Below are 25,704 nucleotides of genomic sequence, written 5' to 3'. Positions count from 1 at the left end.
ACAACCCACCATGAAAAAAACACTCATTCTCTTTTTTCTATTATGCTCCTTGCATTTGTTTGCCCAAAACAATGCCGCAATTACAGACCAATTAGCAGCGCAGATACAAAGTGTTTCCAAGAACAATGCTTCTGATGTAGTGTACTTGCAAACCAGCAAAGGTATTTATGAAACCGAGGAAGACCTTTGGTTTAAAGGCTATGTCTTGGATGGGCAGTATTTCACGCCTTCGGTTCGCAGTAAAACCTTGTTTGTACAATTGATGGAAGACAAAACCGACAAAGTGGTTTGGGAGAAAAAATACGAAATAGAAAATGGTTTTGCCAACGGGCATCTTTTTTTAGAAAATGCATTGGCAGAAGGAACCTATACTTTGGCAGCCTATAGCTCATATTCTTTTACTAAAGAGCCTGCAGCATTTTATGCCCTAAAAAAAATAACTATTGTAAAAACCATCACTCAGAAAACTGCTGTAACTCCAGCTCCAAAAGACAGTATCGTACATTTTTCTACTTTCGCCGAAGGTGGTCAACTCATTTCGGGAATCAATAGTAATGTAGCTTTTAAAGCAATAAATTCAAAGGGATTTCCTGTGGAGGTTTCGGGTACTTTATTTGAAAACAATACTCCTTTACTTCATTTTAAAAGCAGTCATACGGGTATGGGAGTGCTTGCTTTTACTCCTGATAGCAACAAAAAATACCATATTCAACTCAGCGAACCGGCGTCGGATAAAAATTATGACATAGCAGCTATAGAAGCCGGTGGAAAAGTATTGCGTTTAGTAAGCAATACCAAAGACGCATTGGTTTTTAAAATCACGCAAAGTGATGCGTTAAAAGCAGAAATGGTGTACCTGCGATTACAAATGCGTGGCGTTGTTTACAGTATTGCAAAGGGGCTGTTAAAGAAAGAATTGCTTATCAAAATTCCGTTAAAAGAAGTTCCGCAAGGAATTGCCGAAGTGACTCTTTTTAATGAAAACGCATTGCCAGTTGCCGAGCGATTAGTTTTTGTTAACCAAGACCAAAAATTAACGATTACCACCGAACTCAACAAAAGCGGATTTACAACACGAGAGAAAGCAAACTTAAAAATAAAAGTGACGGACGAAAACGGTCAACCCGCAGTCGCTCATTTAGGATTAAGTGTTTATGACGCAATCTATCAAAACAAATTAGATTCCAAAAATATTCAAAGTCACTTTCTATTATCGACACAGTTAAAAGGCAATATCTACAATCCTGCTTATTATTTTAACGAGCAAAACCAAGACCGCAAGCAGGCATTAGATGTATTGATGCTTACCCAGGGATGGAGAAATTATGTGTGGAATGAAAGTAATCTAAAAGAATTAGGCAATACGCTAAAACCTATCGTTTTTGATGAGATAAAAGGAAAAATCCAGTTAGCAAAACCTGATAAAAAAGCAACTGCTGCCATTGGACAAAAAGGAATCACGGTGTTTTCAGCTGATGAAAGCAAAGGAAGTAATTTTATGTTGACAGATTCAACAGGCGTTTTTACTATTGGTCCAAATGATTTAAAAAAAGGAGAAGGAGGCTATACCTATATCAAACTAATGACTCCTTCAAGACCAAAATACACAATAGATATTAAGGATTCTTCGTTTGAAGCAATTAATAACGAACGCAAAACTAAAACCGCAATTTATCCTTTAGCTGAGGGAGAAAAAACAAATTCCACAGAAGTTCCCCCTTTTATAGGACGTGAATCCATAAACAAATTAAACGAAGTTGTGATTACCTCAAAAAAGAAAGGACTCGTGTTTCGAGATAAGTATATCGGAAAACTGGATAGTTTGTATAGAGCCCAGTGTCCAACAGGTGACTTTTTTTGTCCCCTAACTAATTATCTAAATTGTCCAGTTTGTAGAGATGGTTGCCATTCTCCTCCTAGATTAAAGCCCGTTGAAGGTGGAATTTATATTAATGCTTCTAGTTATGTTTGGATTGTTCAATGTCATTCGTACAAAAATAATGATAGGAATGAAGTTATCTACCATTATCCAGACTTAACCGAAGCTGAGCTTTTAGCCCTTTTTAATATTGCTATGATTGAGGGTTATTATGGCAAGAAAGTCTTTTATGAAGCGGTGTATGATGAGGTAACGATAACTGATTCTCTTCCCGATTACCGCAATACCTTGTTTTGGAAACCGGATATTATTACAGATGAAAAAGGAGAGGCTACAGTAGATTTTTTCTGTTCGGATATTAATAGCTTGTTTTTAGGAAACATCGAAGGCGTAAGTGGCACTGGTTTGTTGGGAGTCGAGAATTTCGAATTTAAAGTTAGAAAAAAGGCAGACTAAATCTTGAAAAAAATAAAGAATACATCAATTCAAAACCAATGAATCCAAAAGAATACTGCTTTTCAAGTTTTTTATATTTATTCCTGCTGTTGTGGATGTTTCCCGCCTATGCCCAAAACAATGTAACAGTTACAGACCAATTAGCAGACCAGTTGCAAAGTGTTTCCAAAAACAATACTTCTGATTTGGTATACTTGCAATCTTATTAATCGAACTCAGGTTATTGGTATATAATACACAATATGCAGTTTAATTATCCTACTAAAATTAAACTTAAACTATAGCTCATGAACCAAAAAATATTAAATATGAAAATAAAAAAACAATATATATTCTTAGTTTCTATATTTATGATGTTAATATCTTGTAGCAAAGATGAAAAACAAATAACTTATAATTTAAAATCATTTCCCAAAATCATAAATATAAATTTACAAGAGTTAAAACAGTTTGAAAACATAACACCAGGGAAAATTATTTTCATGGACTCTCTATTAATTACAGAGGATTATAGTTTGGATACTCGAATCAATTTTTTTAACAGAAAAACATATAAACATATAGCTGGTTATGGCAGAATTGGAAGGGGTCCTAATGAATATCTAAATCCTAAAATAATCTTATCCCCTTTTGATAAAAACTTCCTTTATATTAATGATTTTGGAACAAAAAATATTTACAAAATTAAATTGGATGACATTTTGAATAATAAGTTTATTGATAAAGATGTTTTTAAATTTGAATTACCAACAAAACTTCATGTGTCCGGAAATTTATTTTTAGATGATGAAAAATTATATGGTGAAAATTTTGAAACCGCAACAGATTCTACATATTATTTATTTGATATTAAATACAATAAATACAATTTTAAAGGACAAATATTAGATAATGATTACATAGATAAGATGCCAATGGAAGATAAGAAAAATGTAAATCGAAATTATTTATCATATTCAAAAGAAAATAATAAAATTGTTTCAGGTTTTTTACTTTTTAATATTATAAATATAATGGATTTTGATTTTAAAATTAAAAAACAATTAGTATTTGGGGATAAACTTTTAATGCCAAAATCACGAGATTTTTTCGACGAAAAAAACACGCATTATTTCAAAAGTTTGGTTTGTTTGAAAAATTCTTTTTTGCTCTTGTACGTAGGTGATAAAAAGAAATCAGAAGTACATCAATTTTCTTACGATGGTAAACCAATGTCTAGGGTCATTTTAAATAAAAGTTTTTATGAAATTTTCTATGATTCAAAATATAAAAAGTTATATACAATTGATTTAGAAAGCATATACCCAATATGTAGTACGAATATTAATTTAGGAGAATGATGAAAGTGCAAATTATTCTATTAGCGACATTTTTTTTTCTTTCATGTGAGAAAATGTTTATGACAGTTTTGAGTGATTATTAACTACCACTTTTATAAAAAGAGGTGCTCACAATTTTGCCAAATGGGTAGCTAATGCCTGTTTTTTCAATTTTAGAAATATTTTTGGCTTTATAAACCTTTTTAGAAGAATCTTTTAAAACTGAATGAGGCTGCCTTTTTTGGACAGCCTCTCTAAATTATCTAAAAAACGATTACTCTTTTTACTCATTTTAGCCGTTAAAAGGCTCCAAAAATTTAAAATTCATTATTTGGAAATAGAACCAAAAACTTCAAATTCAGCTAATTTGGCCGCTTTTTCGCTTGTGCCTAGGAATGTTTTTATCTGTAGGTTTTGTTTCATTGCCTTGAAAAACAATTTGATATCCCATCTCTTTTTATATAAATCGGCTATTGTTCTAGCCGACCATTCTAAATTATTAGTTATTATTTCGATAACCTTATTTTCGTCTTGTTTATAAACATGAACTAATCTTAGCTTTTGTTCATTAATGCCTGTTTCTATGGCTTTATTGCTGTTTAAAACAACTATTTCGTCCTTAATAATATCTTGATCTTCTTCATCGGGCAAGTCCAATTCTTGGATGGATTCGAACAATGTGTTTGTCTTAATCCGAGTAACAAAAACATTTTCAGCTTGAATCCGATGCAGCATCAATGTAAAATCAAAATAAGCCCTATCCTCCACAACAATTGTTCCTTTTGAGAAAACTAACTGACCTATGCCGTACCGATCGTGTGTTTTTGCTTCTGTTATATTTACCAAGTCCGGAATTTGTAAATTGTCATCCCAGCAGGTGTGTATTTTCAAACCACCTTTTGCTGTCCGAAACTTTGCCCAGTCAAACATATTTAAACACAGACTAATTGTAGTACTGTCGATCAATTTTATGTTTTGGTCTTTAATTTCTTTGATAATACTACGGTGAGATTCGTTTTTCAAAACTCTTTCATAATGTTTCAAGACTCTGTAATACAAAGACTCAAACACTTTCCAATCACGCTTTTTATTGCCATCACTCATCGTGGATCTTGCTGGACTTTGAGTCAGTCCTAAGTCGCCAATAAAAGTCTCGCTAACCCCAATTCCAGTGGAAATATCATTTAAAGTGTAGCACTTATTTAGCTGTCCGTAAGTTAATGCTACAAATTGGTCCTAAGTCTTATATTTACTACAGCCTTTGTCTGATGTGTGTTTTTTAACACAAGATTCAATCATCCATCGAGGAACTAGGTCAATAATTTGTCGTATAACTGGTTTTTTGATATTTTTGTTTCGCCTGAAGAGTCCCATAAAGTATTATTTGTTTCGCAAAATCAAAAATACGGGATTCTCAGGCTCTTTTTATTTTAGACTTTCGGATAGTAGTAATTAAAAATAGTCTTTTGTTAATAATACTGCTTATCTTTTATTTTCGCCTAATCTTTAGATTTTTTATTGGAGTAAACAGATTTATAAAGAACAAATGAAACTGGAAATCTTTGTATATGTTTAGATTTGTTACACCATAAAATGAAACGTTCAGCTTTAAAATTTGTAGCTATTATATAACTTAATAATCAAATTAATTACTAAAAAAAATATAGTCTTTTACTGTTATTACTCATTAACTAAAACGTACTACTTGTTAAAACCAAGTGTTAGGTTTGTTAAATTATAAATTGAGGATTTTAACAACTCTCTTTATATATTAAGTTGTAATAAATTCAAAAAAAATATTAACAAGGATTTTTATCAACCAAATCGTCAACTGTAAATTAAAAAGCCTGTAAATCAGTTGATTACAGGCTTTTATGTGGAGTCGCCGGGAATCGAACCCGGGTCCAAACAAGCAATTAAAGAGCTTTCTACACGCTTATTTTCTGATTGAGTTTTCGATAGTATGCTAGGCCAGAAACAGCCACATACTACTTATCTTCTTAATTTTCGAAAACCACCCGAAGCTCATGGAAATCTAGGTTTATTTTTACGGTTCCCCTAAACTGAACGCCACAAACCAAGGCTTTCAAGGAGAATCCAGCTTTCCTATCTGATAGGAACGTGGCTTAATCGTACTATAATTCGGATTATGCAGCTAAAGCGTAAGTATTTTCGCCGTGTAAAAGTGTGAGATCTTATATTTACGAGCAAGGTCTCAATGCTCGACGTGCTTACTGTTCAATTCGACTTGCTGTCAAAACCAGTCGACCCCAGTTTTAATATGTACTCAAATAACTTTTTTTGAGTGCGCGAATATACAATTTTCTACTTTAATTCCGCTATTTGATTGCCTATTGTTAGAGCAAAAATTATTCCTCTTTTTCGTCTTTGCCTAATTTGAATGGATAATCACCAAAAAGCGGAGCCAATTTTCGAACCTGATAGGTTTTTGTAGTAAACTTATTTGATAAGGCAATAATTGTGACATGCTCTTTTTGTAATGTGACATAAGAAGAGGTATTGCCATGCCACCATCCGTTGTGGAAATAGAAATTTTGTCCTGTTTCCCAATTGATCATTCGTATTCCAAGACCGTAATTTTTTTCGCCTTTACGTTCGTTACTAAAAGGAGTATATACCAGTTTTAATAATTTAGGACTTAAAAAACCAGATGAATTTCGAGCTAAATCAAATTTTAATAAATCTCTTGGTGTTGAATAGATATTTTTGTCTCCATAAATGGCATCTAGATAATCTTTGCCTATTTCGACCTTGTTACCTTTATAAGAAGGAACTATTGTATCCTTATTTTTTTCGTAATCAAAAACAAAAGTATGATTCATGCCCAATGGTTTGAAAATCATACGTTCCATTGCTTTTTTGTAACTAAGACCAGTTGCTTTTTCGATAATAAGTGCCAAAACGGCATAATTAGTATTGCAATAGGCAAAACGAGTACCAGTTCTACATTCAAGACCAATGTTTTTTGTAGCCATTAAATTTACAATGTCTTTGTTCGACAAAATATCATGACGATCCCAAACTCCATCTTTTTTATCGGTAAAATAGGCGTAATTACGCATTCCGCTACGGTGATTTAAAAGCATTTTAACGGTTACTTCAGGAAAAGGGAAAGTAGGTAAAATGGTATTTACTTTTTGGTCTAAACCAATTTTCTTAGCGTCTATCAGTTTTAAAACAGCCGTTGCCGTTAACACCTTAGTTACCGATGCCAAATGCAGTGGAGTAGTAGCGGTAATAGGTCTTTCGTCTCTGAAATTAGCCATACCTTCATATTTTTCAAAGATAATTTGACCATTTTGAGCCACAAGAAAACTTCCGTTCATACTGTTGTTTGGCCAGTTTCTATTGTAAAAATGCTCGATAGCATTTCTTTTAGAGTTGATGTATTGTGCTGTTAATTTGGGTAATTTCTTTGTTGGCGGCTCCATGTGTGGCATGGTGTCTTTTGGAAATTCGCTATCAGAAAGTTCTCCTTCTGTATTCTTTTGGTTACAAGAACTCAAAATTAAAAGAAGCAGGAGTAATTGTAGTATATTTGTCTTTTTTATAAAAATCATTTTCACGGGGCTATATTGGCAAATATATAGAATCAAACGCTTTTGTTTCTTGTTTTTTTGAATGTTAACAGAATTTTTTGAAAGTTTTTAAGGGACTTTTTTCTATGTTTTTGTCTTTCAGCTTTTAATGATTTTGATTGCATTTTTTTTATAAAAAAGAAGAAAAAAAATAATTAAAATTCTTGTTGTTGATGTAGTAAAATACTGCCGTAACAGCTTGAAATTAAAGGAATATCAAAATATGAAATTTGGAATATTAAAAGAACGTAAAAGCCCAACTGATAAAAGAGTGGTGTTTTCGCCTAATGAATTAGTAAAATTAAAAACACTTTATCCAGAAGTTAATGTTAAAGTTGAAAGTTCAGTTAGTAGAGCTTTTAGTGATGCAGAATATCAAAATCTGGGTATCGAGGTAGTTGATGATATTAGTGATTCTGATGTGTTTTTTGGAGTGAAAGAAGTTCCGGTGGAAGATATGATTCCTAATAAGTCTTATTTCTTTTTTTCGCATACGATAAAAAAACAACCGCACAACAAAGCTTTATTGCAAGGACTATTAGCCAAAAATATTGATTTCTATGATCATGAAACTATTGTGAATGCGGATAATCATCGTCTAATTGGTTTTGGATACTATGCAGGAATGGTTGGAGCTTATAACAGTATTCGTGCTTTCGGATTAAAATTTGAATTGTTTAAATTGCCAAAAGCCGAAACACTTTCTGGAAAAGAAGATTTAATTCGTCATTTAAAAAGAATCGTTTTGCCTCCTATAAAATTTGTGGTTACAGGAACTGGAAAAGTGGGTAGTGGTGTAAAAGAAATATTAGACGCTATTAAAGTGAAATCGGTTACGGTGGATAATTATTTGACTAAGAATTATACTCAGTCCGTTTACACTCAAATAGATGTTTTAGATTACAATCAAAGAAAAGATGGAACGGCGGTCTTAGAAAAACATGATTTTTTTAAGAATCCGCAGGAATACGAAAGCAATTTTGATCGTTTTACCAAAGTTTCTGATGTGGTAATTACGGCACATTTTCATGCCAATGAAGCTCCTCAAATTCTGACCAAAGAAATGTTACAATCTAAAGATTGCAAAATAAAAATAGTTGCTGATATTTCCTGTGATATTAATGGTCCAATAGCTTGCATGTTGCGTTCTTCTACTATTGAAGAACCTTTTTATGGGTATTTACCAATAGAAAACAAGGAAGTTGATGTGTTTCATCCTGCTGCTATTGTGGTGATGGCTGTTGATAATTTACCATGTACCTTACCAAAAGATGCCAGCGAAGGTTTCGGTGCGATGTTTCTGGAACATGTAATTCCCGCTTTTTTTAATGGAGACAAAGATGGGATTTTGCAAAGAGCTAAAATTACTGAAAACGGTAAATTAACGACTAGATTTAGTTATTTGCAGGATTATGTAGAGAGAGAATAATTATGAATGGTTAGTTATAAATTATAAATGAAAAGAGCTTTCTAAATTTTATAGAAAGCTCTTTTCAATAGAAACATCACTGAAAATTTATAATTAACAATTAATAATTTACCATTAACTACACCATCTCTTCCGGTTTTACCCAATCATCAAAATCTTCCGCAGTTACATAACCCAAACGAATCGCTTCTTCTTTTAGCGTTGTTCCGTTTTTATGAGCGGTTTGGGCAATTTCTGCCGCTTTATAATAACCAATTTTAGTGTTTAATGCGGTAACTAACATCAACGAATTATCGACTAATTCTTTGATACGTTTGTAATTCGGTTCAATGCCTTGAGCACAATGTTCATCAAAGGAAATGCAGGCATCTCCAAGTAATCGAGCCGATTGAAGGAAATTGGCAGCCATCAAAGGTTTAAAAACATTCAATTCATAATGACCTTGCATTCCGCCAACGCTAATGGCAACATCATTTCCCATTATTTGGGCACAAACCATAGTCAAGGCTTCGCATTGGGTAGGATTTACTTTTCCTGGCATAATGGATGAACCGGGTTCGTTTTCAGGGATCAGGATTTCTCCAATTCCCGAGCGTGGACCCGAAGCCAGCATTCGGATATCATTGGCAATTTTATTTAAAGAAACTGCCAGTTGTTTCAAAGCTCCATGCGATTCCACAATGGCATCATGTGCGGCCAAGGCTTCAAATTTATTTTCGGCGGTTACAAATGGAAGTGCTGTAAATTCAGCAATGTATTCAGCCACTTTTACATCATAACCTTTTGGCGTATTTAATCCAGTTCCTACGGCTGTTCCGCCTAAAGCAATTTCGGATAAATGGGCTAAGGTGTTTTTTAGTGCTTTTAATCCATAATTTAATTGGGCTACATAACCTGAAAGTTCCTGTCCTAATGTCAGCGGAGTAGCATCCATCAAATGGGTACGGCCAATTTTTACCACAGTTGCGAATTCTTTTGCTTTAGCATCTAATGTATCACGCAATTTTTCAACTCCGGGAATTGTGATGTCAATAATGGATTTGTAAGACGCAATGTGCATGGCAGTAGGGAAGGTGTCATTAGACGACTGTGATTTATTGACATCGTCGTTGGCCTTGATAAATTGTTCTCCCTGACCAATTTCAAATCCTTTTAGTACTTGTGCACGGTTAGCAATGACTTCGTTTAAGTTCATATTGCTTTGTGTTCCGGAACCTGTTTGCCAAATGACCAATGGAAATTGGTCGTCTAATTGTCCAGCAAGGATTTCATCGCAAACTGTGGCAATGGCATCTCTTTTTTCAATGGATAAAACACCCAAATCACAATTAGCGAAAGCAGCTGCTTTTTTCAAATAAGTAAAACCAGCAATGATTTCTTTTGGCATCGACGCCGATAGACCTATTTTAAAATTATTCCGAGAACGTTCGGTTTGAGCGCCCCAGTATTTATCGGCTGGGACTTGTACTTCGCCCATGGTGTCTTTTTCGATTCTGTATTTCATAGTTGTTGATAGTTTAATTATTTTTAGAAAATAAGTTCTTGATGAAAACTACTGCCATAGCCCTGATGTAAACGGCATCCTTTTATGTCTTTCTTTAAGACATAAAAGATAGAGTGGACAGCAGGAAGAAGCTCCTAAAAACAAAATGCAGCTTAAATGTACGCATAAATGTATTTTTATGAAAATTGAGTGTGGTTTTTATTGCTAAGAAAAAAATTAACTGCTACATTTGTGGCTACATTCAAAATTCCGGAAAACATGTTTGAATTTTCACAGTATTTAGGCTTTTTACTTTTCTTAACCATCCTTACAATGGGGTTTTGGTTAATGTTTTTTCTAGTTAGTTTCGTATCTTACTGGGTAGGAGGCGCAACTTGGGAAAGATTCAAAGAAAAGAGAGCAAAAAAACAACAATCACTATAAATTATTGATTGTTCATAAAAAAGGATTCGTGAAAACGAATCCTTTTTTTTATATCTTATTGTTATGATACTCTTTTTGAATTTTTTTATCTCTTTCTGATTAGTATTTTGTCACATCGGGCTGTTATATTAGTGATGTTCTTGACTTTTCTACCATTGAAGTTTTATTGAAAGTAAAAATATTACCAATTAATTTTCTTTTTTGCTTGATCAAAAAAGAAACAAAAAAATCAAGTCTTACGCTTCCTCATCGGTCAAATTAGTTTTCGAATACTAAAAGAAAATAACTCTCCGCCGCGGCGGATCAAACAGATTTTCTTTTTACGTATTCTTCAAACATTTGACACTCGACTGCGGAAGCTAAGGACACTTGGATCTCGGAAATAAAATCATTTTGATTTATAGTTGAATACAAAAATGAGTCTCAAACTGACAAAGGATTAATTATATGTTTTATCTAAAATAAAAAAGACCCGTTTTTACGAGTCTTTTTGTTGTATTATCCAGGGAAATCTCCTCCTCCGTCTCCGCCGCCGTCATTGTTGTTTTTCTGGTTGTTTTTATTTTTATCCGTTTTTTTCATGTTCAAACGGTAAGTGAATGACAGGTTGAATTGTCTTCTTCTGAACTGAAATTCACTATAAGAAATAACGCTTGGTAAATTAGTTTCCGATTTCATTTTTCTGGAATTGAAAATGTCACTTATATTGAAAGCAATTGTTCCCTTGTCTTTTAAGACATCTTTGCTTAAAGCGGTATTAATAACATAATTACCTAAACTCTTTCCTTGAGCTGTTTTTTTAGGTCCAAAATACATTCCGTTGATTTGCCAATCGATTTTGTATGGCAATGTCAAACGAGAATTTAATCTAGAAAACCAAGAGAAAGCTTCGTTGTTAAGGTCTTGTGTTTTTTCTTCATTGTTTACATTTTTGTATGTATAACTTCCTGTTGTTTTGGCATTGGAAAGGTTGAAACTACTGTTTAATTTCCAAATTTTAAGTGGACTGTAGTTCAAAGTGAATTCCATCCCAAATTGTTGTTCTTTACCAATGTTTATAGGACTGCTTAAGACAACTGGGTTATTACCCACATAATCTCCTGTTTCAGTACGAACGAATGAAAATACATTTTTAGTGTTTTCAAAATACATCGAAGTACTGAAAGTTAATTTGTCCCAACGCATTAAATAACCAATATCAAATTTATCAGTAAAAGAAGGATTCAAATCAGGATTACCTCTAAACAGGTTAATGTTACTTGAATAGTTAGTAGCTGGATTTAAGAAACGTCCTCTAGGTCTTGACAAACGTTTACTATAGCTTAAAGATAAACTACTTTCGTCTGAAAGCTCATAGTTAATAAACGCACTAGGGAAAAAGTTGTTGTATTTTTTTGTATTGTAACTTATATTGGGTTCACGCAAAGAATTGATTTCAATATTAGTATCTTCCCAACGTAGACCAAATAAATAAGAGAATTTATTCAGTTTAAATCCATACTGAGTGTACAAAGCATTGATACGTTCTTTGTATTCTAAGGTGTTTGAAAGATAGTTATTGACTGAACCATCTGCTATAACTTCATAAGGGTTTCTTAAATTATTGAAGTTTCCTTTGTAACCTGCTTCAAATTGGCTTCCGTTTTCAAAAGGTAAAACATAGTCTGTTTGAGCCTGAAATTGATATTGCTTTTGATTATTTGAAGTTTCATTAATTTTTATCGGGTCACTACTTCCAACGGTTTGGTCTGTGATTAACGAATTATCGGCATCTTTATTAGTAGCATAAGAAAGGTCAACTGTCCATTTATGTCCTTTATCATTGAAGTTTTTTAAGAAATTAGAACTGAGTTCTAAATCCTTGCCTATATCATCTCCTTCACCATTACGGTAACGAGTAGAAGTGTAGTTGTGGTTTTGATCATAAGAAAGGTATCTTACGTTATCATAGTTAGTACCGCTATTGTCTCTATAACTTATAGAGTTTGTCCAAAAAGTATTAGGAGCAATAGTCCATTCTACTCCAGTTTTACTAGAAAGTCCTTTTCGGATACGTTCTGTACTTTTGTCTTCATCAGTGTAACCAATGATGTTTTTATTACTGTCTAATAATTTAGAGTTTGTTAAACCAGCACCTTCATTAGTTCTGTAATTGTATCCGGTAGAAGTAAAGAAGTTTAATTTTTTAGTTTTAAAATTCAAATCACCACTGATACCATAGGTTTCAGGAATTCCAGTTGAGGCGATAAAACTTCCGTTGAAACCTAAGTTTTTTCCTTTTTTCAAAATAATATTTAGAATTCCGGCTCCACCTTCGGCATCATAACGTGCTGACGGATTCGTTATTACTTCTACTTTATCAATAGCATCTGCAGGAATTTGACGTAAAGCTTCAGCCATGTTCAAAGAGTTTGAAGGACGACCATCGATAAAAATACGCACGTTTTCGTTTCCACGCAAACTTACATTTCCTTCAACATCTACCGTAACCGAAGGAACATTTTCCAGTACATCGCTTACTGTTCCTCCTTTTACAATCATGTCCTGACCTACATTGTACACTTTTTTGTCTAATTTAATTTCGACAGTCGATTTCTCGGCACGAACCACAACTTCGTTTAATTGCGCAACATCTTCAGCCAGTGCAATAGTTCCTAAATCGGTGTTTTTTTCCAGACTGCGTTGGCTAAATTGAATTGACTTGAAAGAAATAAATTCAATTTTTATATTGTAGATTCCAGGAGCCACTTCGATAGAAAAATTACCTTTAGCATTGGTAATTCCACCAGCAATAGCTTTTGGGTTTTTAGTATCAGTAATGGTTATTGTAGCGTATTCTAAGGGTTGTTTGCTTACTTTTTCAATTACAGTCCCTGAAATCTTTACTCTTTCTTTGGTTGGATCAATTACAGGATCTCCTATTTTAGCAAAACTGCTCAGGCAAGTAAAAAGTAAGGTGAGACTTAAAATGAATCTTAATGGTTGTCGCATTTTTTTTATTTTAATGTTTGTGTTAGGAATCGAAAAACGGAATTTGGTTTAACAGCGATATATTAAATAAATGTTAAATTGATTATTTCGCTTTAAAAAAAGCTTCTATTTTATCGGCTTCACGGGCTATAATGGCTTTGTCTCCTTTGATGATAATAGGTCTTTCAATTAAAATAGGATTTGCAATAAGGGCTTGGATTATTGCTTCATCTGTCATTTCCTGATTTTTAAAATTGTCAATCCAAATTTTCTCTTTTTGACGAACTAATTCAATGGGTTTGATGGCTAATTTTTTTAATAAATTGATCAGTTCGTCCTGATTAGGAATATCTTCCAGATATTTAATGATTTTATATTCTTGATTTGAATTTTCTAAAAAAGCCAGACAATTTCTTGATTTTCCACAACGCGGATTATGATATACTTCAATCATGAGTACTATTTTTAAAGTTTGAAACTAGTTTAAAATAAAATAAGTATTTTCGAAGAGGCAAAAATAGCTTTTGAAAGTTGAATAGTACTACTTTAATTCATAAAATAGATGTTTATAGAACAAGGGATTCGTCCGGAGAATAAATTTTGGAAATATTTACTGGGGTCAGTATTCATTATTACTGCTTCTTTTGTGGGACAGCTTCCTTTGTTAATAGCTGTAATTGGAAAAACAATTCTAACAGGAGCAACTTATCCGTCAACTACTGACGGAATCATGCACTTTTTTGAGTCTAATTTGACTTTTTTCCTGCTCTTAATTTCATTTGTATTTGCTTTAGCCAGTATTTATTTTGTAGTGAGGTATTTGCATCAACAAACATTTCTTTCGGTTACCACTTCCAGAAAAAAAGTCGATTGGAACAGGATTTTGTTTTCATTTGGACTTTGGTCTGTATTTTCGATTGGGTCTACTTTGGTATTTTATTTTTCAAATCCCAACTTATATGTTTTTGATTTCAAACCCATTCCTTTTGCTGTTTTGTTTGTTATTGCTGTGGCGCTGGTTCCTATTCAAACCAGTACCGAAGAATATGTATTTAGAAGTTATTTGATGCAGGGTTTTGGGAATTTGGCACGGAATAAATGGTTCCCTTTGTTGATGACTTCGTTGATTTTTGGAGCGATGCATCTTTTTAATCCCGAAGTGGAAAAAATGGGGAATATCATCTTTGTCTATTATATTGGGACAGGATTGTTTTTAGGAATCATTACTTTGATGGACGAAGGTCTCGAATTAGCTTTAGGTTTTCATGCTGCTAATAATCTCATTGGCGCTTTATTGATTACTTCCGATTGGTCGGCTTTTCAAACCCATTCTGTTTTTAAAGATCTATCCGAACCTCAGGCAGGATTTGATATTATTATGCCGGTAGTGCTGGTTTATCCTGTACTTTTATTTATTTTTAGTAGAAAATACCAATGGACTGATTGGAAAGAAAAATTGACTGGAAGAATCGATGTAAAGAATTAATTCATGAAAAAAGTTACGTATAAAAACATTCACAATTTTTTTAAATTCAATGGCGTTCATTTTGATAGTAATGGATTGCGAATTGCCGCTTATTATTTGATAAAAGAAGGTGATGAGCACGAAAAAGCCATAGGCGATTTTTTGCTCGATTGGTTTGATGCCAATGCTTATATCGATTTGCAAACTTCTGGAACTACAGGATCGCCTAAGATAATTCGAAAAAGCAAACAGGCTTTAGTTAATTCGGCATTAGCAACGGGAGATTTTTTCGAATTAAAACCTGGAGACAGCGCTTTGTGTTGTTTACCTGTTCAGTTTATTGCCGGAAAGATGATGCTGGTAAGAAGTTTGATTTTAGGTTTGGCAGTTGATTTTGTTTCGCCAAATTCATATCCTTTGGCTAATATTGATAAAGAATATGATTTTGTTGCCATGGTTCCTTTGCAGGTTCAAAATTCATTGAACGAATTGTATAAGGTTAAAAAACTCATTATTGGCGGTGCAAAAACGGATAGTTCATTAGAGGAAAAGCTTTTAGGGATTAATACAAAAGTTTATGAAACTTATGGAATGACTGAAACGATTACGCATATTGCGGCTAAGAGAATAGGAGAGCAGGCTTTTTCTATTTTGCCCAATGTAAGCATTTCTCAAAATGAAAATGATTGTTTGGTTATTGATGCGCCACAAGTGAGCGAGGAACGTTTGTTTACCAATGATTTGGTACAAATAATCAATGATAATCAATTTGTGCTTTTGGGACGTATTGATAATGTGGTGAATAGCGGTGGTATCAAACTGATTCCTGAAAAAATAGAAGAAAAATTAGCCGATGCAATTCCAGCTCGTTTTTTTGTAGGAGGAATTCCGGATACCGATTTAGGCGAAAAATTAGTTTTGCTTATTGAAGGAGCAAAACAAGAACTGGACGAATCTATTTTTACTATTTTGGACAAATACGAAAAACCCAAAGCAATATTTTTTATTCCGGAATTTGACACAACCGAAAGCGGAAAAATAAAGCGAAAAGCCATTTTGAAGGCTTTAGAATAATTATTATTTGTGCTCTATAATTTCAGCATTCAATTTATCTACTTGTAGTAAGCCTATTTTTTTATTGATTATTTTGATAGCACCTTCTTTCTTTAGACTCGAAAGAATACGGGTTACTTGCTCATCTGTAGTTCCGGCAAAATCGGCGATTTCTTTTCGAGAAAGGTTGATATTCAGTAAGTTGTTAGTATGTCCAAACTTTTTAAGCAAGTACAATAAGATGTCGATAACTCTTTCACGCACATTCATTTGGGCGATTTTTTTCACTCTGTTTTCACTCTTATTCAATTCTTCAGCATAAAAAAGCATCATGTCATAAGTGAATTCAGGAATCGATTTTAGAATGGAATGCATAACATCATTACTAAAATTACATAAAACGGTATCTTCAATAGCTGAAGCAGCAATCAAGTAACGATTGCTGGTTCCAAACCCCCTGAAACCCAGTGTATCTCCATCAGTGGTAAGACGAACGATTTGCTCTTTGCCGTAAATACCTGTTTTTAGAACCTTTACTTTTCCTTTGTATATAAAGTAAAGTCCTTGAATAGGAGCACCTTCAATCATGAATTGTTGCCCTTTCTTGCAGGTATAATTGGTTTTTTCTAAAACAAAATCCTGCATCTTTTCCAGATGCAAATGTTTTTTGATAAAACAATTAGCATTGATACAGCTAGTACAGTCAGTAGTAATTCCTCTCATTTGTTCTTTGATTGATGAGTTGAACTCAAGTTTTGAATAGAACAAATGTAAGATTAAAATAAGTATAAATACGTATTTTTAAATCAAAATTACTTAGATTCAAGTGTTTTTTATCGATTTAGAAATAGGAGTTCTACTTTTTGCAGAATTCGGATTTTTAGATTAAAAATATGTGAGATTGTTATTGCTGTTTATTCTTATTCGAATTCTTCATACATTTTTAACAACTGATTTACGGTATTCCAGTTGCGAATTGTAGCTATGAGATTCAATCTTTTTTCGATATATTTTTGATCTAATCTGGTTTTGCCAGCAGAAACAGCATATTTAATAAAAATTCTGTTTTTATCAATATGTACTTCATCAGGTTTTACAGCACTCATTTTCAGATCGTGAATTCGGTCTTTATGTAATTCCATCGATACAAAAGCCACATACAGTTTTTTAGTATCAACTTCTTTTTCTTTTAGAAAGAGATTGTTGTTCAGGCAAGATACTAAATCGGCTTTATTAATTACCACTACAGGAACATCATGACCAAAGGCTTTAAAAATTTCCTGTTTGATTTTAAAACCTACTGCGGCTGGATTTTCTTCTTCGGTTGTTACAAATACATTTCCGGTTTGGATGTAAGTTGTTACGTTAGTAAAACCAATGTTTTCCAACGTTTTTTGCAAAGCATCCATTTTCATCATGTTGTGTCCTGAAACGTTGATACCGCGAAGTAAAGCTAGGTGTGTAGTCATAATTGAATTATTGTAAAAGTAAATTGAGTTGCGCCATATCATCAAATAAAGGAATATTCATTTGCTGTAAAGCGTCAAAATTAGCGTGATTTGTAAAACCAAAAACGTCAAAACCTCCAGCTAAAGCTGCTTGAACGCCTGCTGGACTGTCTTCGATAACAACACAATCCTGGACTTCAAATCCCATAGTTTTGGCAGTATGTAGGTATAATTCGGGATTGGGTTTCCAACTGTTGATGTCGTAAGCACTAAAAATATTTCCTTCAAATTTATCAATTAATTGAGTGGTGGTTAGATTGAGTCTTATTTTATCGGCAGGACCATTGGAAGCTACGCCAATTGGAACGTTGATTTTGGCTAATAATTCATGAATTCCTTTTATCGGTTTCAAATGTTTTTGAAAGGCTTCGAAAGTGCGTTCTCTGAATTCCTCTTCAAAATTTGCTGGCAATTTTTTGTTAGCCAAATCAGCAATGTAGGCGAAACAAAATTTGAGTGATTTTCCTAAAAATAATTGATGCGCATGGTTTTCATCGATGATTGCTCCATGTGATTTTGCCATGCTGACTAAGGTACCAATAGAAATTTCTTCGCTATCTACCAGTACGCCATCACAATCAAAAATGATGCATTTGTATTTCATAGTTTCTTTCAAGTTATAAAAGTTCCAATAATTCCAACGGATGATTGATGATTGATTGAGCGCCTTCAGCTTTTAATTCTTCTTCTGGTCTGTAACCCCAAAGCACACCCACTGCATGCATATTGGCATTTTTTGCTGTTTGCATATCAATACCGGAATCACCAACATAGAGAACTTCTTCAGAAGAAAATCCTAAATCACTACTTATTTCAATTGCAGCTGCAGGATTTGGTTTTTTTGTTGCCTCGCTTTTTAAACCCATTACAATTTCGAAATAATCAGGAAATAATGTAAGTCCAATTTTCTTGGTCAGCTCATCGGCTTTATTGGATAATACGGCCAGTTTAATATTTCTGGATTTTAGCTCATCTAAAAGTTCTATAATTCCGTCGTAAGCTATGGTTTTGTTGGTGCAATTCTCACGATAATTTACCATCATGGCTTGAAAAACACTTTCGATAGTTGCTTCGTCTTTATGGGTTTCAGGTAGTGCTTTGGTAACCAAATTCCGAAGTCCGCTGCCTATAAAATCATTGATAACGGCATAGCTATGAGTAGGGAAGTGGCGTTCTTGAAGCACCTTATTAATCGAATCGGCGATGTCTATAAGTGAGTTAACCAGAGTTCCATCTAGGTCGAATAGTACTGCTTTAAATTTCATTTTTTTATGTTGATATTGCGTAATAATTTTAACCGCAAAGTTCGCTAAGTTTTTCGCTAAGTTCACAAAGTTTAAAATAAAAAAAGTTTTACACAGATTTTACTAATTATCACAAATTTGAATGTAGCCAAACTTTAATTACACAGATTTTTTAAACTTTCGCTAAGATTCACAAAGTAAACACAGAGAATCTCAAAGAAGTTAATATTGAAGAATCAGTATTTATCTGTATTGTCGTTATAATCTGTGGGCTATCTTAAATTTTTTAAAAAAAAACTTAGCGAATCTTTGTGTCTTCTTAGTGCATCTTTGTGTAACAACTAAAACTCTATTATTTTTTATTAACCACAATTCTGTTTTCTCTATTGGCTAATTCCCAGGCAATGTTAAATGCAAGTTGGGCTCTTTTTGCCAAAGCATCATATTCTATTTTATCAGGAGTATCTGTTTTTCGGTGATAATCAGCATGTACGCCGTTGAAAATAAAAACAGACGGAATGCCGTTTTTTGCAAAATTATAATGGTCTGAACGGCGATAGAAATTATTAGGGTCGTTTAACGCATTGTACTTATAATCTAAATTCAAATGAACATATTTTTCATTAACGGTGGTACATATTTGATCCAATTCAGTCGATAGTCTATCGGCTCCAATTAAATAAACATAGTTGTTAGAATTTGGATGAGCGTCGTCACGACGACCTATCATGTCAATATTAATATCGGCAACAGTATTTTTTAAAGGGAATAATGGATTTTCGCTATAATATCGCGAACCATGCAGGCCGTGTTCTTCGCCGGTAACATGCAAAAATAAAATAGAACGTTTTGGACCGTGTCCTTCTTTTTTAGCTAATTGGAAAGCTTCAGCAATTTCGAGCAAAGCCACAGTTCCGGAACCATCATCATCGGCGCCATAAAATATACTATTGTCTTTTTTACCTACATGATCATAATGTGCAGAAATAACAATCACTTCGTCTGGTTTTTCAGTACCCTCTATGTAGGACCAAATGTTTTCAGAATCGGGTAAGTTTTCATTATTTTTAGCATTCAGATATGCCGCAGGAATGTGCTGGTAATAATTTTGAGTTCCTTTAGGAAAAGGGATTTTGTCTTTTTGATATTGACTAATGAGGTATTTACCCGCTTTTTTTTGTCCAATAGAACCCGTTTCTCTTCCTTCCATGGAATCGCTGGCTACAATGTACAGATGTGTTTTTAGTTCATTGGCAGTAATGGTATTGCTATATTTTGTTGGTAAAAACAGGTTTTTAGTAGCGGTTTCTTTGATACTTTGGCAAGATGCCATACAGTTAAAGGCAAGGAAGTAAATTATTTTTTTCATCTTATAAATGCTAACAATTAAATAAGGGCATATTTACAAATATCTGAAAATTAATTTAATAAATAAGAATTAACTATTTCTTAGTAAAACTTCTTTTTTATCGACTGAAAAACAGTGCAATTGTCTTCTTTTATTGGTGTTCGAACTCTTCGACTAAGGTTTTGATAGGCAATAAAATATACGTAATTTTGTAATCTTAGAATATAATATAGATACCATGGAACAAATACAACAAATTCTCTCTTCAAAATCAGAAGCCTTAATTAATAAAGAAAACAATTATGGGGCGCATAATTATCATCCGTTACCTGTAGTTCTTGATAGAGGCGAAGGAGTATTTGTTTGGGATGTTGATGGAAAGAAATATTATGATTTTTTATCCGCTTATTCAGCAGTAAATCAGGGACATTGTCATCCTAAAATTGTGGGTGCAATGGTGCAACAAGCGCAAAAACTGACCTTAACTTCTCGTGCTTTTTATAATGACCAATTGGGTGTTTATGAAGAGTATGTGACTAAATATTTTGGTTTTGACAAAGTATTACCAATGAATACAGGTGCCGAAGCAGTGGAAACCGCTTTGAAATTATGTAGAAAATGGGCGTATGAAGTAAAAAAAATTCATGAAAATCAAGCGCAAATTATTGTTTGCGAAAACAATTTCCACGGAAGAACGACTACTATTATTTCGTTTTCTAATGACGAAACGGCTCGTAAGAGTTTTGGTCCTTTTACCGAAGGTTTTATTAAAATAGAGTACGATAATCTGGATGCTTTGGAAAAAGTACTGGAATCATCTAAAAATATAGCGGGATTCCTGGTAGAACCTATTCAAGGCGAAGCAGGAGTTTATGTTCCAAGCGAAGGTTATTTGGCGAAAGCCAAAGCATTATGCGAAAAGCACAATGTGTTATTTATTGCTGATGAAGTACAAACCGGAATTGCGCGTACCGGAAAATTATTGGCTGTAAACCATGAAAATGTGCAACCCGATATTTTGATTTTAGGAAAAGCAATCTCGGGAGGTGTTTATCCTGTTTCGGCAGTTTTGGCTAATAATGCCATTATGAATGTGATTAAACCGGGACAACACGGTTCTACTTTTGGCGGAAATCCTGTGGCAGCAGCTGTTGCTATCGCTGCGCTTGAAGTGGTAAGAGAAGAAAAATTAGCCAAAAACGCAGAGCGTTTAGGAGTAGTTTTAAGAGACGGATTGAATGCTATTGCTACAAGAAATCCTTTAATTTCTCTAGTAAGAGGAAAAGGATTATTGAATGCCATTGTGATTGATTGTGATGAAGAATCGGATTTAGCCTGGGAAATTTGTTTGAAATTCAGAGACTATGGTTTGCTTGCCAAGCCAACTCATGGAAACAAAATTCGTTTGGCACCACCATTGGTAATCACCGAAGATCAAATTCAGGATTGTCTTTCTATTATCGAAAAAGCGTTAAACGATTTTAAATAAAACACTATGGATCGGGTTGTTAAATTAATTAAAAATCGATCGGATATTGGTGGTGGAACCCGTGGTTCTGATTTGGGGGTTGATGCATTAGAAGTGGCTGCCATTAATCGCGGGAGTGAGTATTTTAACCAATTTACTTTTGAAGATGTAAAAACGCATAACGAAAGTATTTATGATAAGAACAGGAACACTTTTGCAAAGCGAATCGAATTTGTTTTAGAGCAATGTACCAGGGTTTCTTTTACCATTAAACGAAATTTAGAGGCAGATTTTTTACCTATCGTTTTATCAGGGGATCATTCTTCGGCATTGGGGACTATAAGCGGAATTAAAGCCGTTTATCCGCATAAAACCTTAGGTGTGATTTGGATTGACGCTCACGCCGATTTGCATTCGCCTTATACTTCTCCATCGGGAAATATTCACGGAATGCCATTGGCTGCAGCCTTAGCTTTGGATAATTTGAAATGCCAAATTAATGAAGTGATTCCCGAAACCCAACAGCATTGGGAGGAGATGAAACACATAGGTTTGGAAGCTGCTAAAATTGATCCGGAGCATTTAATCTATTTTGGTGTTCGCGATACTGAAGAGGCAGAAGATAAGCAAATGGCTGAATTGGGTATTAAAAATTTCAGAGTAGAGGAAGTGCGTTACAAAGGTTTAGAAAATTGTGTTGAAAAAGCCTTGTCACAATTGGCTAATTGCGATATGATTTATATTTCTTTTGATGTGGATTCTTTAGATTGTGATTTGATTTCTAACGGGACAGGAACTCCGGTTTCAAAAGGTTTTGATCAATACGAGGTGATTGCGATGATTAATCAAATCATTATGTCACGAAAGGTAATTTGCATCGAATTTTGCGAAATCAATCCGCTTGTAGATACTAAAGGAAATAAAATGGCTGAAACTGCTTTTGAGATTTTAGAGCAAGTTACATCCACCTTAGTTTTGCCTTTTGAGTAGCGTTTTAGGGTTGTTTGTGAAGTGAAATGTTAAATTTTGTTTGTTATTCGAATATTTTACTTTAAGAATTTATAACAAAAAACAACTAATTATTTGTTTTTTCGCAATTTATACAGAGTAATTTTTTTTTATTGCATTTCGCTCTTTAAAACCGTTAATTTATAACAATACAAATCAAAATTACGTATATTTGCATAAGTATTTATACTTAGTTTTAAAAAATGATTTTATGATTCAAGTAGCCGAAGCTTTAAATATTATAGCTGAGAATAGTTCTAAAATGCCAATTGCGAAAATCAAAGTGAGTAAATCACTGGGATATGTTTTGGCAGAAGCTATTTATTCTCCAATAAATATGCCTCCTTTCCGTCAGTCGGCGATGGATGGATACGCTTTTACTCACGGCGAATTGACACAATTTGAAGTGGTGAAAATTGCTCAGGCGGGAGATTTTTTAGATGATGAAATCAAAAAAAATCAAGCAGTTCGCATTTTTACAGGTGCTTTTGTTCCTGATGATACCGATACTGTGGTGATGCAAGAGCACACAACTGTAACTGATAATTTGCTTCAAATAGAAAAAATGCCTGAGGCTTGTGCCAATGTAAGAGCAAAAGGAGAGCAAATTAAAAAAGGCGAATTGGTTTTTGATGTAAATACAGTAATTACTCCAGCGGCTGTCGGTTTTTTAGCTTGTTTGGGAATTACAAAAATCAAAGTGTATGAAAAACCAAAAGTAGCTATTTTGGTTACTGGAAACGAATTGGTTGCTGGCGGAAATAAATTACCAAAAGGAAAGATTTACGAGAGTAATTCATTGATGCTGGAAGCAGCTTTGAAAACAATTGGGATAAATAAACCGACAGTTTTTAAGGTAAAAGATAGTTTAAAAAAGACAACAAAAGCGGTAGAAAGCTGTCTTGCTAATTTTGATGTAGTGTTGATTTCAGGCGGAATTTCTGTTGGTGATTATGATTATGTCAAAGAAGCTTTATTGAAAAACGGAGTGACGGAGTTGTTTTATAAGATTAATCAAAAACCGGGTAAGCCTTTGTTTTTTGGACGAAAAGAAAATAAAATTGTTTTTGCCTTACCGGGAAATCCTGCTTCGTCACTGACTTGCTTTTATGTATATGCTTTACCTGCTTTGAAAAAATTAATGGGATTTGAAGCGATACATTTGCCGGAAATGAAGCGAAAAATAAGTACTGCTTTTAAGAATACATCTGGAAAGACCTTGTTTTTAAAAGCCTTGTATGAGGATGAAAAGGTGACTGTTTTAGAGAGTCAGAGTTCGGCAATGTTGAATACTTTTTCGATTGCAAATGGTTTTATTGTTGTGCCTCATGATGTTACAGCTATAAAAGCAAATGAAGAAGTTGTAGTTTTGCCTTTTAATTGAAATAAAAATGAAAAAAGTAAGCATATCAATTCTTTGTGGAGGCAAAAGTAGCCGAATGCAGTCGGAGAAAGGATTGGTGCTTTTTCAGGGGAAACCATTTATTGAGCATATTATTGCAGCGGCTTTACCCATTAGTAATGAAATACAATTAGTGACTAATACATTCGATTACGATTATTTGTCCTATAAAAAAATAAAAGATATTGAATTAGATAAAGGACCTATTGGCGGAATTTATTCGGCTTTGGTTCATTCAGAGTCTGAAATCAATGTGATATTAAGTTGTGATATTCCTTTAATTTCGACCGAATTATTATCGGAATTAATTGCAAAACACAAGACAGATTTTGAAGTTTCTGTTTTTTCAGAAGCCAATAAAATTCATCCTTTGATAGGAATTTATTCGAAGAAAATAATTCCGATTTTGAAAAAGGCTATTGATGAAAATGATTTAAAAATGATGCGCTTGTTAGAAAAAGTGAATCACCAAATAATTGAAGTTGCAGGAGAGCGAAGTGAACAATTTAGAAATGTCAATTCACTTACCGAATTAAATGAACTGAATACCAAATATTGAAGATTATGAAAAATGCTAACACACCAAAGTTGACAATTGTAGGGGCTGGACCTGGCGATGTGGAATTAATTACCATAAAAGCCATAAAAGCTTTAGGAGATGCTGATGTAGTGCTTTATGATGCACTTGTGAATGAGGACTTATTGCAATATGCTGCTGCAGGAACTGAGATTGTTTTTGTAGGGAAGCGTTTTGGTTGTCACGCCTATACTCAGGATCAAATAAACGAATTGATTGTGGTTATGGCTAAAAAACACGGTCATGTGGTTAGATTAAAAGGTGGAGATCCATTTGTTTTTGGTAGAGGAAGTGAAGAAATTGAATTTGCTCAGCAACATGGTTTACAAACGGCTATCGTTCCGGGAATATCTTCAGCTTTAGGAGTTCCGGCTTCTAATGGAATCAGTTTAACACAACGCGGAATTTCAGAAAGTTTTTGGGTAATTACAGGAACCACTTCGGCACATAAATTATCTATGGATGTTAGTTTGGCAGCGCAATCGTCGGCTACTGTAGTGATTTTGATGGGAATGAATAAACTGGACGAAATTGTATCTATTTATCAAAACAATAGAACCGATGATTTACCGGTTGCCATCATTCAGAACGGAACCAAAGACACACAGAAAAAAGTAATAGGAACGGTAAGTTCTATTAGTAAATTAGTGGTCGAACATAAATTGGCTTCGCCAGCAATTATTGTGATAGGAGAGGTGGTTAAGCATGCTTCTGAATTAGCTGTTTTTACTAAAGCAGCTTACACTGAGGACGAATTTATTTTTCAAAATTTAAACGTAATCGAATAATGTTAAAATTAAAATATTTTGGTGCTGTAGCCGAGAAAATAAAAGTACAGGAAGAAAATATTCCTTTTTCTAATTCATCTCTACAGGAATTAGTGGATGCATTAGAGCAAAAATACGATTTAAGTTCACTATCTTACAGCATTGCAGTCAATCAAAAAATTGTGCAAGACACAAATAATTACATGTTAATAAGTAATGATGTTGTTGCTTTATTGCCTCCATTTGCTGGAGGTTAAAAAACAATAATTTTCTAATTCGGTAGCA

The 25,704-nt window shown here is 33.6% G+C and carries 21 protein-coding genes, 1 other RNA gene and 1 pseudogene; 12 read left to right on the top strand and 11 right to left on the bottom strand.

The window, feature by feature from the left end; all coding sequences use genetic code 11:
• Positions 1 to 10: 10 nt before the first annotated feature.
• The 3 genes from GTZ96_RS14505 to GTZ96_RS14495 all read left to right on the top strand — a co-directional run bounded on the left by GTZ96_RS14505 (position 11) and on the right by GTZ96_RS14495 (position 3,675).
• The gene (locus GTZ96_RS14505; RefSeq protein WP_161644629.1) at positions 11 to 2,335 is read left to right on the top strand and encodes a hypothetical protein; all 2,325 of its coding nucleotides are present in this window, start codon (positions 11 to 13) and stop codon (positions 2,333 to 2,335) included.
• Positions 2,336 to 2,373: 38 nt separating this feature from the next.
• Positions 2,374 to 2,544, top strand: a complete 171-nt coding sequence (locus GTZ96_RS14500; protein ID WP_181033204.1) for a hypothetical protein — start codon at positions 2,374 to 2,376, stop codon at positions 2,542 to 2,544.
• 78 nt (positions 2,545 to 2,622) lie between these two features.
• Positions 2,623 to 3,675 (top strand): hypothetical protein, encoded by a 1,053-nt coding sequence (locus tag GTZ96_RS14495; protein WP_161644628.1) that lies wholly within the window; start codon positions 2,623 to 2,625, stop codon positions 3,673 to 3,675.
• A gap of 345 nt (positions 3,676 to 4,020) precedes the next feature.
• On the opposite strand, the pseudogene GTZ96_RS14490 reads toward GTZ96_RS14495, so the two are convergent.
• The 3 genes and pseudogenes from GTZ96_RS14490 to GTZ96_RS14480 form a co-directional block, all read right to left on the bottom strand.
• A pseudogene (locus tag GTZ96_RS14490) lies at positions 4,021 to 5,028 on the bottom strand (IS4 family transposase); the annotation flags it as partial.
• A 500-nt stretch (positions 5,029 to 5,528) separates the two neighbouring features.
• Positions 5,529 to 5,926, bottom strand: a transfer-messenger RNA (tmRNA) gene (ssrA, locus tag GTZ96_RS14485).
• Positions 5,927 to 6,023: 97 nt separating this feature from the next.
• Positions 6,024 to 7,235: a serine hydrolase domain-containing protein gene (locus tag GTZ96_RS14480; RefSeq protein ID WP_161644642.1), complete on the bottom strand. Its 1,212-nt coding sequence runs from the start codon at positions 7,233 to 7,235 to the stop codon at positions 6,024 to 6,026.
• A gap of 241 nt (positions 7,236 to 7,476) precedes the next feature.
• Here GTZ96_RS14480 and GTZ96_RS14475 point away from each other — a divergent pair, with 241 nt between their 5' ends.
• The gene (locus GTZ96_RS14475) at positions 7,477 to 8,682 is read left to right on the top strand and encodes an NAD(P)-dependent oxidoreductase (RefSeq protein ID WP_161644627.1); all 1,206 of its coding nucleotides are present in this window, start codon (positions 7,477 to 7,479) and stop codon (positions 8,680 to 8,682) included.
• Positions 8,683 to 8,800: 118 nt separating this feature from the next.
• Here GTZ96_RS14475 and fumC read toward each other — a convergent pair whose 3' ends face one another.
• The 3 genes from fumC to arsC all read right to left on the bottom strand — a co-directional run bounded on the left by fumC (position 8,801) and on the right by arsC (position 14,033).
• Complete coding sequence (gene fumC / locus GTZ96_RS14470; protein ID WP_161644626.1) at positions 8,801 to 10,186, bottom strand: class II fumarate hydratase; 1,386 nt, start codon at positions 10,184 to 10,186, stop codon at positions 8,801 to 8,803.
• A 921-nt stretch (positions 10,187 to 11,107) separates the two neighbouring features.
• On the bottom strand, positions 11,108 to 13,600 hold the full coding sequence (locus GTZ96_RS14465) for a TonB-dependent receptor domain-containing protein (RefSeq protein ID WP_161644625.1): 2,493 nt from the start codon (positions 13,598 to 13,600) through the stop codon (positions 11,108 to 11,110).
• An 82-nt stretch (positions 13,601 to 13,682) separates the two neighbouring features.
• Positions 13,683 to 14,033: an arsenate reductase (glutaredoxin) gene (gene arsC / locus GTZ96_RS14460; protein WP_161644624.1), complete on the bottom strand. Its 351-nt coding sequence runs from the start codon at positions 14,031 to 14,033 to the stop codon at positions 13,683 to 13,685.
• Between the two features lie 108 nt (positions 14,034 to 14,141).
• On the opposite strand from arsC, the gene GTZ96_RS14455 reads away from it, so the two are divergent.
• Both GTZ96_RS14455 and GTZ96_RS14450 read left to right on the top strand, forming a co-directional pair.
• Positions 14,142 to 15,065 carry a CPBP family intramembrane glutamic endopeptidase gene (locus GTZ96_RS14455; RefSeq protein WP_161644623.1) on the top strand — a complete coding sequence of 308 codons (924 nt, stop codon included), beginning with the start codon at positions 14,142 to 14,144 and terminating at the stop codon, positions 15,063 to 15,065.
• Between the two features lie 3 nt (positions 15,066 to 15,068).
• Positions 15,069 to 16,118 (top strand): AMP-binding protein, encoded by a 1,050-nt coding sequence (locus GTZ96_RS14450; protein WP_161644622.1) that lies wholly within the window; start codon positions 15,069 to 15,071, stop codon positions 16,116 to 16,118.
• A gap of 3 nt (positions 16,119 to 16,121) precedes the next feature.
• Here the strand turns inward: GTZ96_RS14450 and GTZ96_RS14445 are convergent, their stop codons facing one another.
• The 5 genes from GTZ96_RS14445 to GTZ96_RS14425 all read right to left on the bottom strand — a co-directional run bounded on the left by GTZ96_RS14445 (position 16,122) and on the right by GTZ96_RS14425 (position 20,218).
• Positions 16,122 to 16,820, bottom strand: a complete 699-nt coding sequence (locus tag GTZ96_RS14445; protein WP_235972997.1) for a Crp/Fnr family transcriptional regulator — start codon at positions 16,818 to 16,820, stop codon at positions 16,122 to 16,124.
• A 197-nt stretch (positions 16,821 to 17,017) separates the two neighbouring features.
• Complete coding sequence (locus GTZ96_RS14440) at positions 17,018 to 17,566, bottom strand: DUF1697 domain-containing protein (protein ID WP_161644621.1); 549 nt, start codon at positions 17,564 to 17,566, stop codon at positions 17,018 to 17,020.
• Positions 17,567 to 17,573: 7 nt separating this feature from the next.
• Positions 17,574 to 18,209 (bottom strand): HAD family hydrolase, encoded by a 636-nt coding sequence (locus tag GTZ96_RS14435; protein WP_161644620.1) that lies wholly within the window; start codon positions 18,207 to 18,209, stop codon positions 17,574 to 17,576.
• Between the two features lie 13 nt (positions 18,210 to 18,222).
• On the bottom strand, positions 18,223 to 18,870 hold the full coding sequence (locus tag GTZ96_RS14430; protein WP_161644619.1) for an HAD family hydrolase: 648 nt from the start codon (positions 18,868 to 18,870) through the stop codon (positions 18,223 to 18,225).
• A gap of 331 nt (positions 18,871 to 19,201) precedes the next feature.
• Positions 19,202 to 20,218: a M28 family peptidase gene (locus tag GTZ96_RS14425; protein WP_161644618.1), complete on the bottom strand. Its 1,017-nt coding sequence runs from the start codon at positions 20,216 to 20,218 to the stop codon at positions 19,202 to 19,204.
• Between the two features lie 217 nt (positions 20,219 to 20,435).
• Here GTZ96_RS14425 and rocD point away from each other — a divergent pair, with 217 nt between their 5' ends.
• The 6 genes from rocD to GTZ96_RS14395 all read left to right on the top strand — a co-directional run bounded on the left by rocD (position 20,436) and on the right by GTZ96_RS14395 (position 25,676).
• A complete protein-coding gene (rocD, locus tag GTZ96_RS14420; RefSeq protein WP_161644617.1) occupies positions 20,436 to 21,686 on the top strand; it encodes an ornithine--oxo-acid transaminase in 1,251 nt (416 codons plus the stop codon).
• 6 nt (positions 21,687 to 21,692) lie between these two features.
• Complete coding sequence (locus GTZ96_RS14415; RefSeq protein ID WP_161644616.1) at positions 21,693 to 22,655, top strand: arginase; 963 nt, start codon at positions 21,693 to 21,695, stop codon at positions 22,653 to 22,655.
• Positions 22,656 to 22,884: 229 nt separating this feature from the next.
• Positions 22,885 to 24,057: a molybdopterin molybdotransferase MoeA gene (locus tag GTZ96_RS14410; protein ID WP_161644615.1), complete on the top strand. Its 1,173-nt coding sequence runs from the start codon at positions 22,885 to 22,887 to the stop codon at positions 24,055 to 24,057.
• A gap of 7 nt (positions 24,058 to 24,064) precedes the next feature.
• Positions 24,065 to 24,634, top strand: coding sequence for a molybdenum cofactor guanylyltransferase (locus GTZ96_RS14405; RefSeq protein ID WP_161644614.1), 570 nt, complete (start codon positions 24,065 to 24,067; stop codon positions 24,632 to 24,634).
• Between the two features lie 5 nt (positions 24,635 to 24,639).
• Positions 24,640 to 25,440 carry a uroporphyrinogen-III C-methyltransferase gene (gene cobA / locus GTZ96_RS14400; protein WP_161644613.1) on the top strand — a complete coding sequence of 267 codons (801 nt, stop codon included), beginning with the start codon at positions 24,640 to 24,642 and terminating at the stop codon, positions 25,438 to 25,440.
• Positions 25,440 to 25,676, top strand: a complete 237-nt coding sequence (locus GTZ96_RS14395) for a MoaD/ThiS family protein (protein WP_161644612.1) — start codon at positions 25,440 to 25,442, stop codon at positions 25,674 to 25,676. The genes cobA and GTZ96_RS14395 overlap by 1 nt, the downstream gene beginning before the upstream one ends.
• Positions 25,677 to 25,704 lie beyond the last annotated feature (28 nt).

This window comes from Flavobacterium undicola (assembly GCF_009909155.2).
In the GTDB taxonomy this organism is placed as follows: domain Bacteria; phylum Bacteroidota; class Bacteroidia; order Flavobacteriales; family Flavobacteriaceae; genus Flavobacterium; species Flavobacterium undicola.
Note: the sequence above shows the minus strand (reverse complement) of the source record. Positions and strands in the feature narration are given on the sequence as shown.

Bases quoted from the DNA above. Each gene is read 5' to 3' on its own strand.
- GTZ96_RS14435 (WP_161644620.1), bottom strand. From the start codon at position 18,209: ATGAAATACAAATGCATCATTTTTGATTGTGATGGCGTACTGGTAGAT.
- cobA (WP_161644613.1), top strand. From the start codon at position 24,640: ATGAAAAATGCTAACACACCAAAGTTGACAATTGTAGGGGCTGGACCT.
- GTZ96_RS14445 (WP_235972997.1), bottom strand. From the start codon at position 16,820: ATGAGAGGAATTACTACTGACTGTACTAGCTGTATCAATGCTAATTGT.
- GTZ96_RS14465 (WP_161644625.1), bottom strand. From the start codon at position 13,600: ATGCGACAACCATTAAGATTCATTTTAAGTCTCACCTTACTTTTTACT.
- GTZ96_RS14455 (WP_161644623.1), top strand. From the start codon at position 14,142: ATGTTTATAGAACAAGGGATTCGTCCGGAGAATAAATTTTGGAAATAT.
- GTZ96_RS14475 (WP_161644627.1), top strand. From the start codon at position 7,477: ATGAAATTTGGAATATTAAAAGAACGTAAAAGCCCAACTGATAAAAGA.
- GTZ96_RS14405 (WP_161644614.1), top strand. From the start codon at position 24,065: ATGAAAAAAGTAAGCATATCAATTCTTTGTGGAGGCAAAAGTAGCCGA.
- GTZ96_RS14480 (WP_161644642.1), bottom strand. From the start codon at position 7,235: ATGATTTTTATAAAAAAGACAAATATACTACAATTACTCCTGCTTCTT.
- GTZ96_RS14500 (WP_181033204.1), top strand. From the start codon at position 2,374: ATGAATCCAAAAGAATACTGCTTTTCAAGTTTTTTATATTTATTCCTG.
- fumC (WP_161644626.1), bottom strand. From the start codon at position 10,186: ATGAAATACAGAATCGAAAAAGACACCATGGGCGAAGTACAAGTCCCA.
- GTZ96_RS14505 (WP_161644629.1), top strand. From the start codon at position 11: ATGAAAAAAACACTCATTCTCTTTTTTCTATTATGCTCCTTGCATTTG.
- rocD (WP_161644617.1), top strand. From the start codon at position 20,436: ATGGAACAAATACAACAAATTCTCTCTTCAAAATCAGAAGCCTTAATT.
- GTZ96_RS14440 (WP_161644621.1), bottom strand. From the start codon at position 17,566: ATGACTACACACCTAGCTTTACTTCGCGGTATCAACGTTTCAGGACAC.
- GTZ96_RS14415 (WP_161644616.1), top strand. From the start codon at position 21,693: ATGGATCGGGTTGTTAAATTAATTAAAAATCGATCGGATATTGGTGGT.
- GTZ96_RS14450 (WP_161644622.1), top strand. From the start codon at position 15,069: ATGAAAAAAGTTACGTATAAAAACATTCACAATTTTTTTAAATTCAAT.
- GTZ96_RS14425 (WP_161644618.1), bottom strand. From the start codon at position 20,218: ATGAAAAAAATAATTTACTTCCTTGCCTTTAACTGTATGGCATCTTGC.
- arsC (WP_161644624.1), bottom strand. From the start codon at position 14,033: ATGATTGAAGTATATCATAATCCGCGTTGTGGAAAATCAAGAAATTGT.
- GTZ96_RS14395 (WP_161644612.1), top strand. From the start codon at position 25,440: ATGTTAAAATTAAAATATTTTGGTGCTGTAGCCGAGAAAATAAAAGTA.
- GTZ96_RS14495 (WP_161644628.1), top strand. From the start codon at position 2,623: ATGAACCAAAAAATATTAAATATGAAAATAAAAAAACAATATATATTC.
- GTZ96_RS14410 (WP_161644615.1), top strand. From the start codon at position 22,885: ATGATTCAAGTAGCCGAAGCTTTAAATATTATAGCTGAGAATAGTTCT.
- GTZ96_RS14430 (WP_161644619.1), bottom strand. From the start codon at position 18,870: ATGAAATTTAAAGCAGTACTATTCGACCTAGATGGAACTCTGGTTAAC.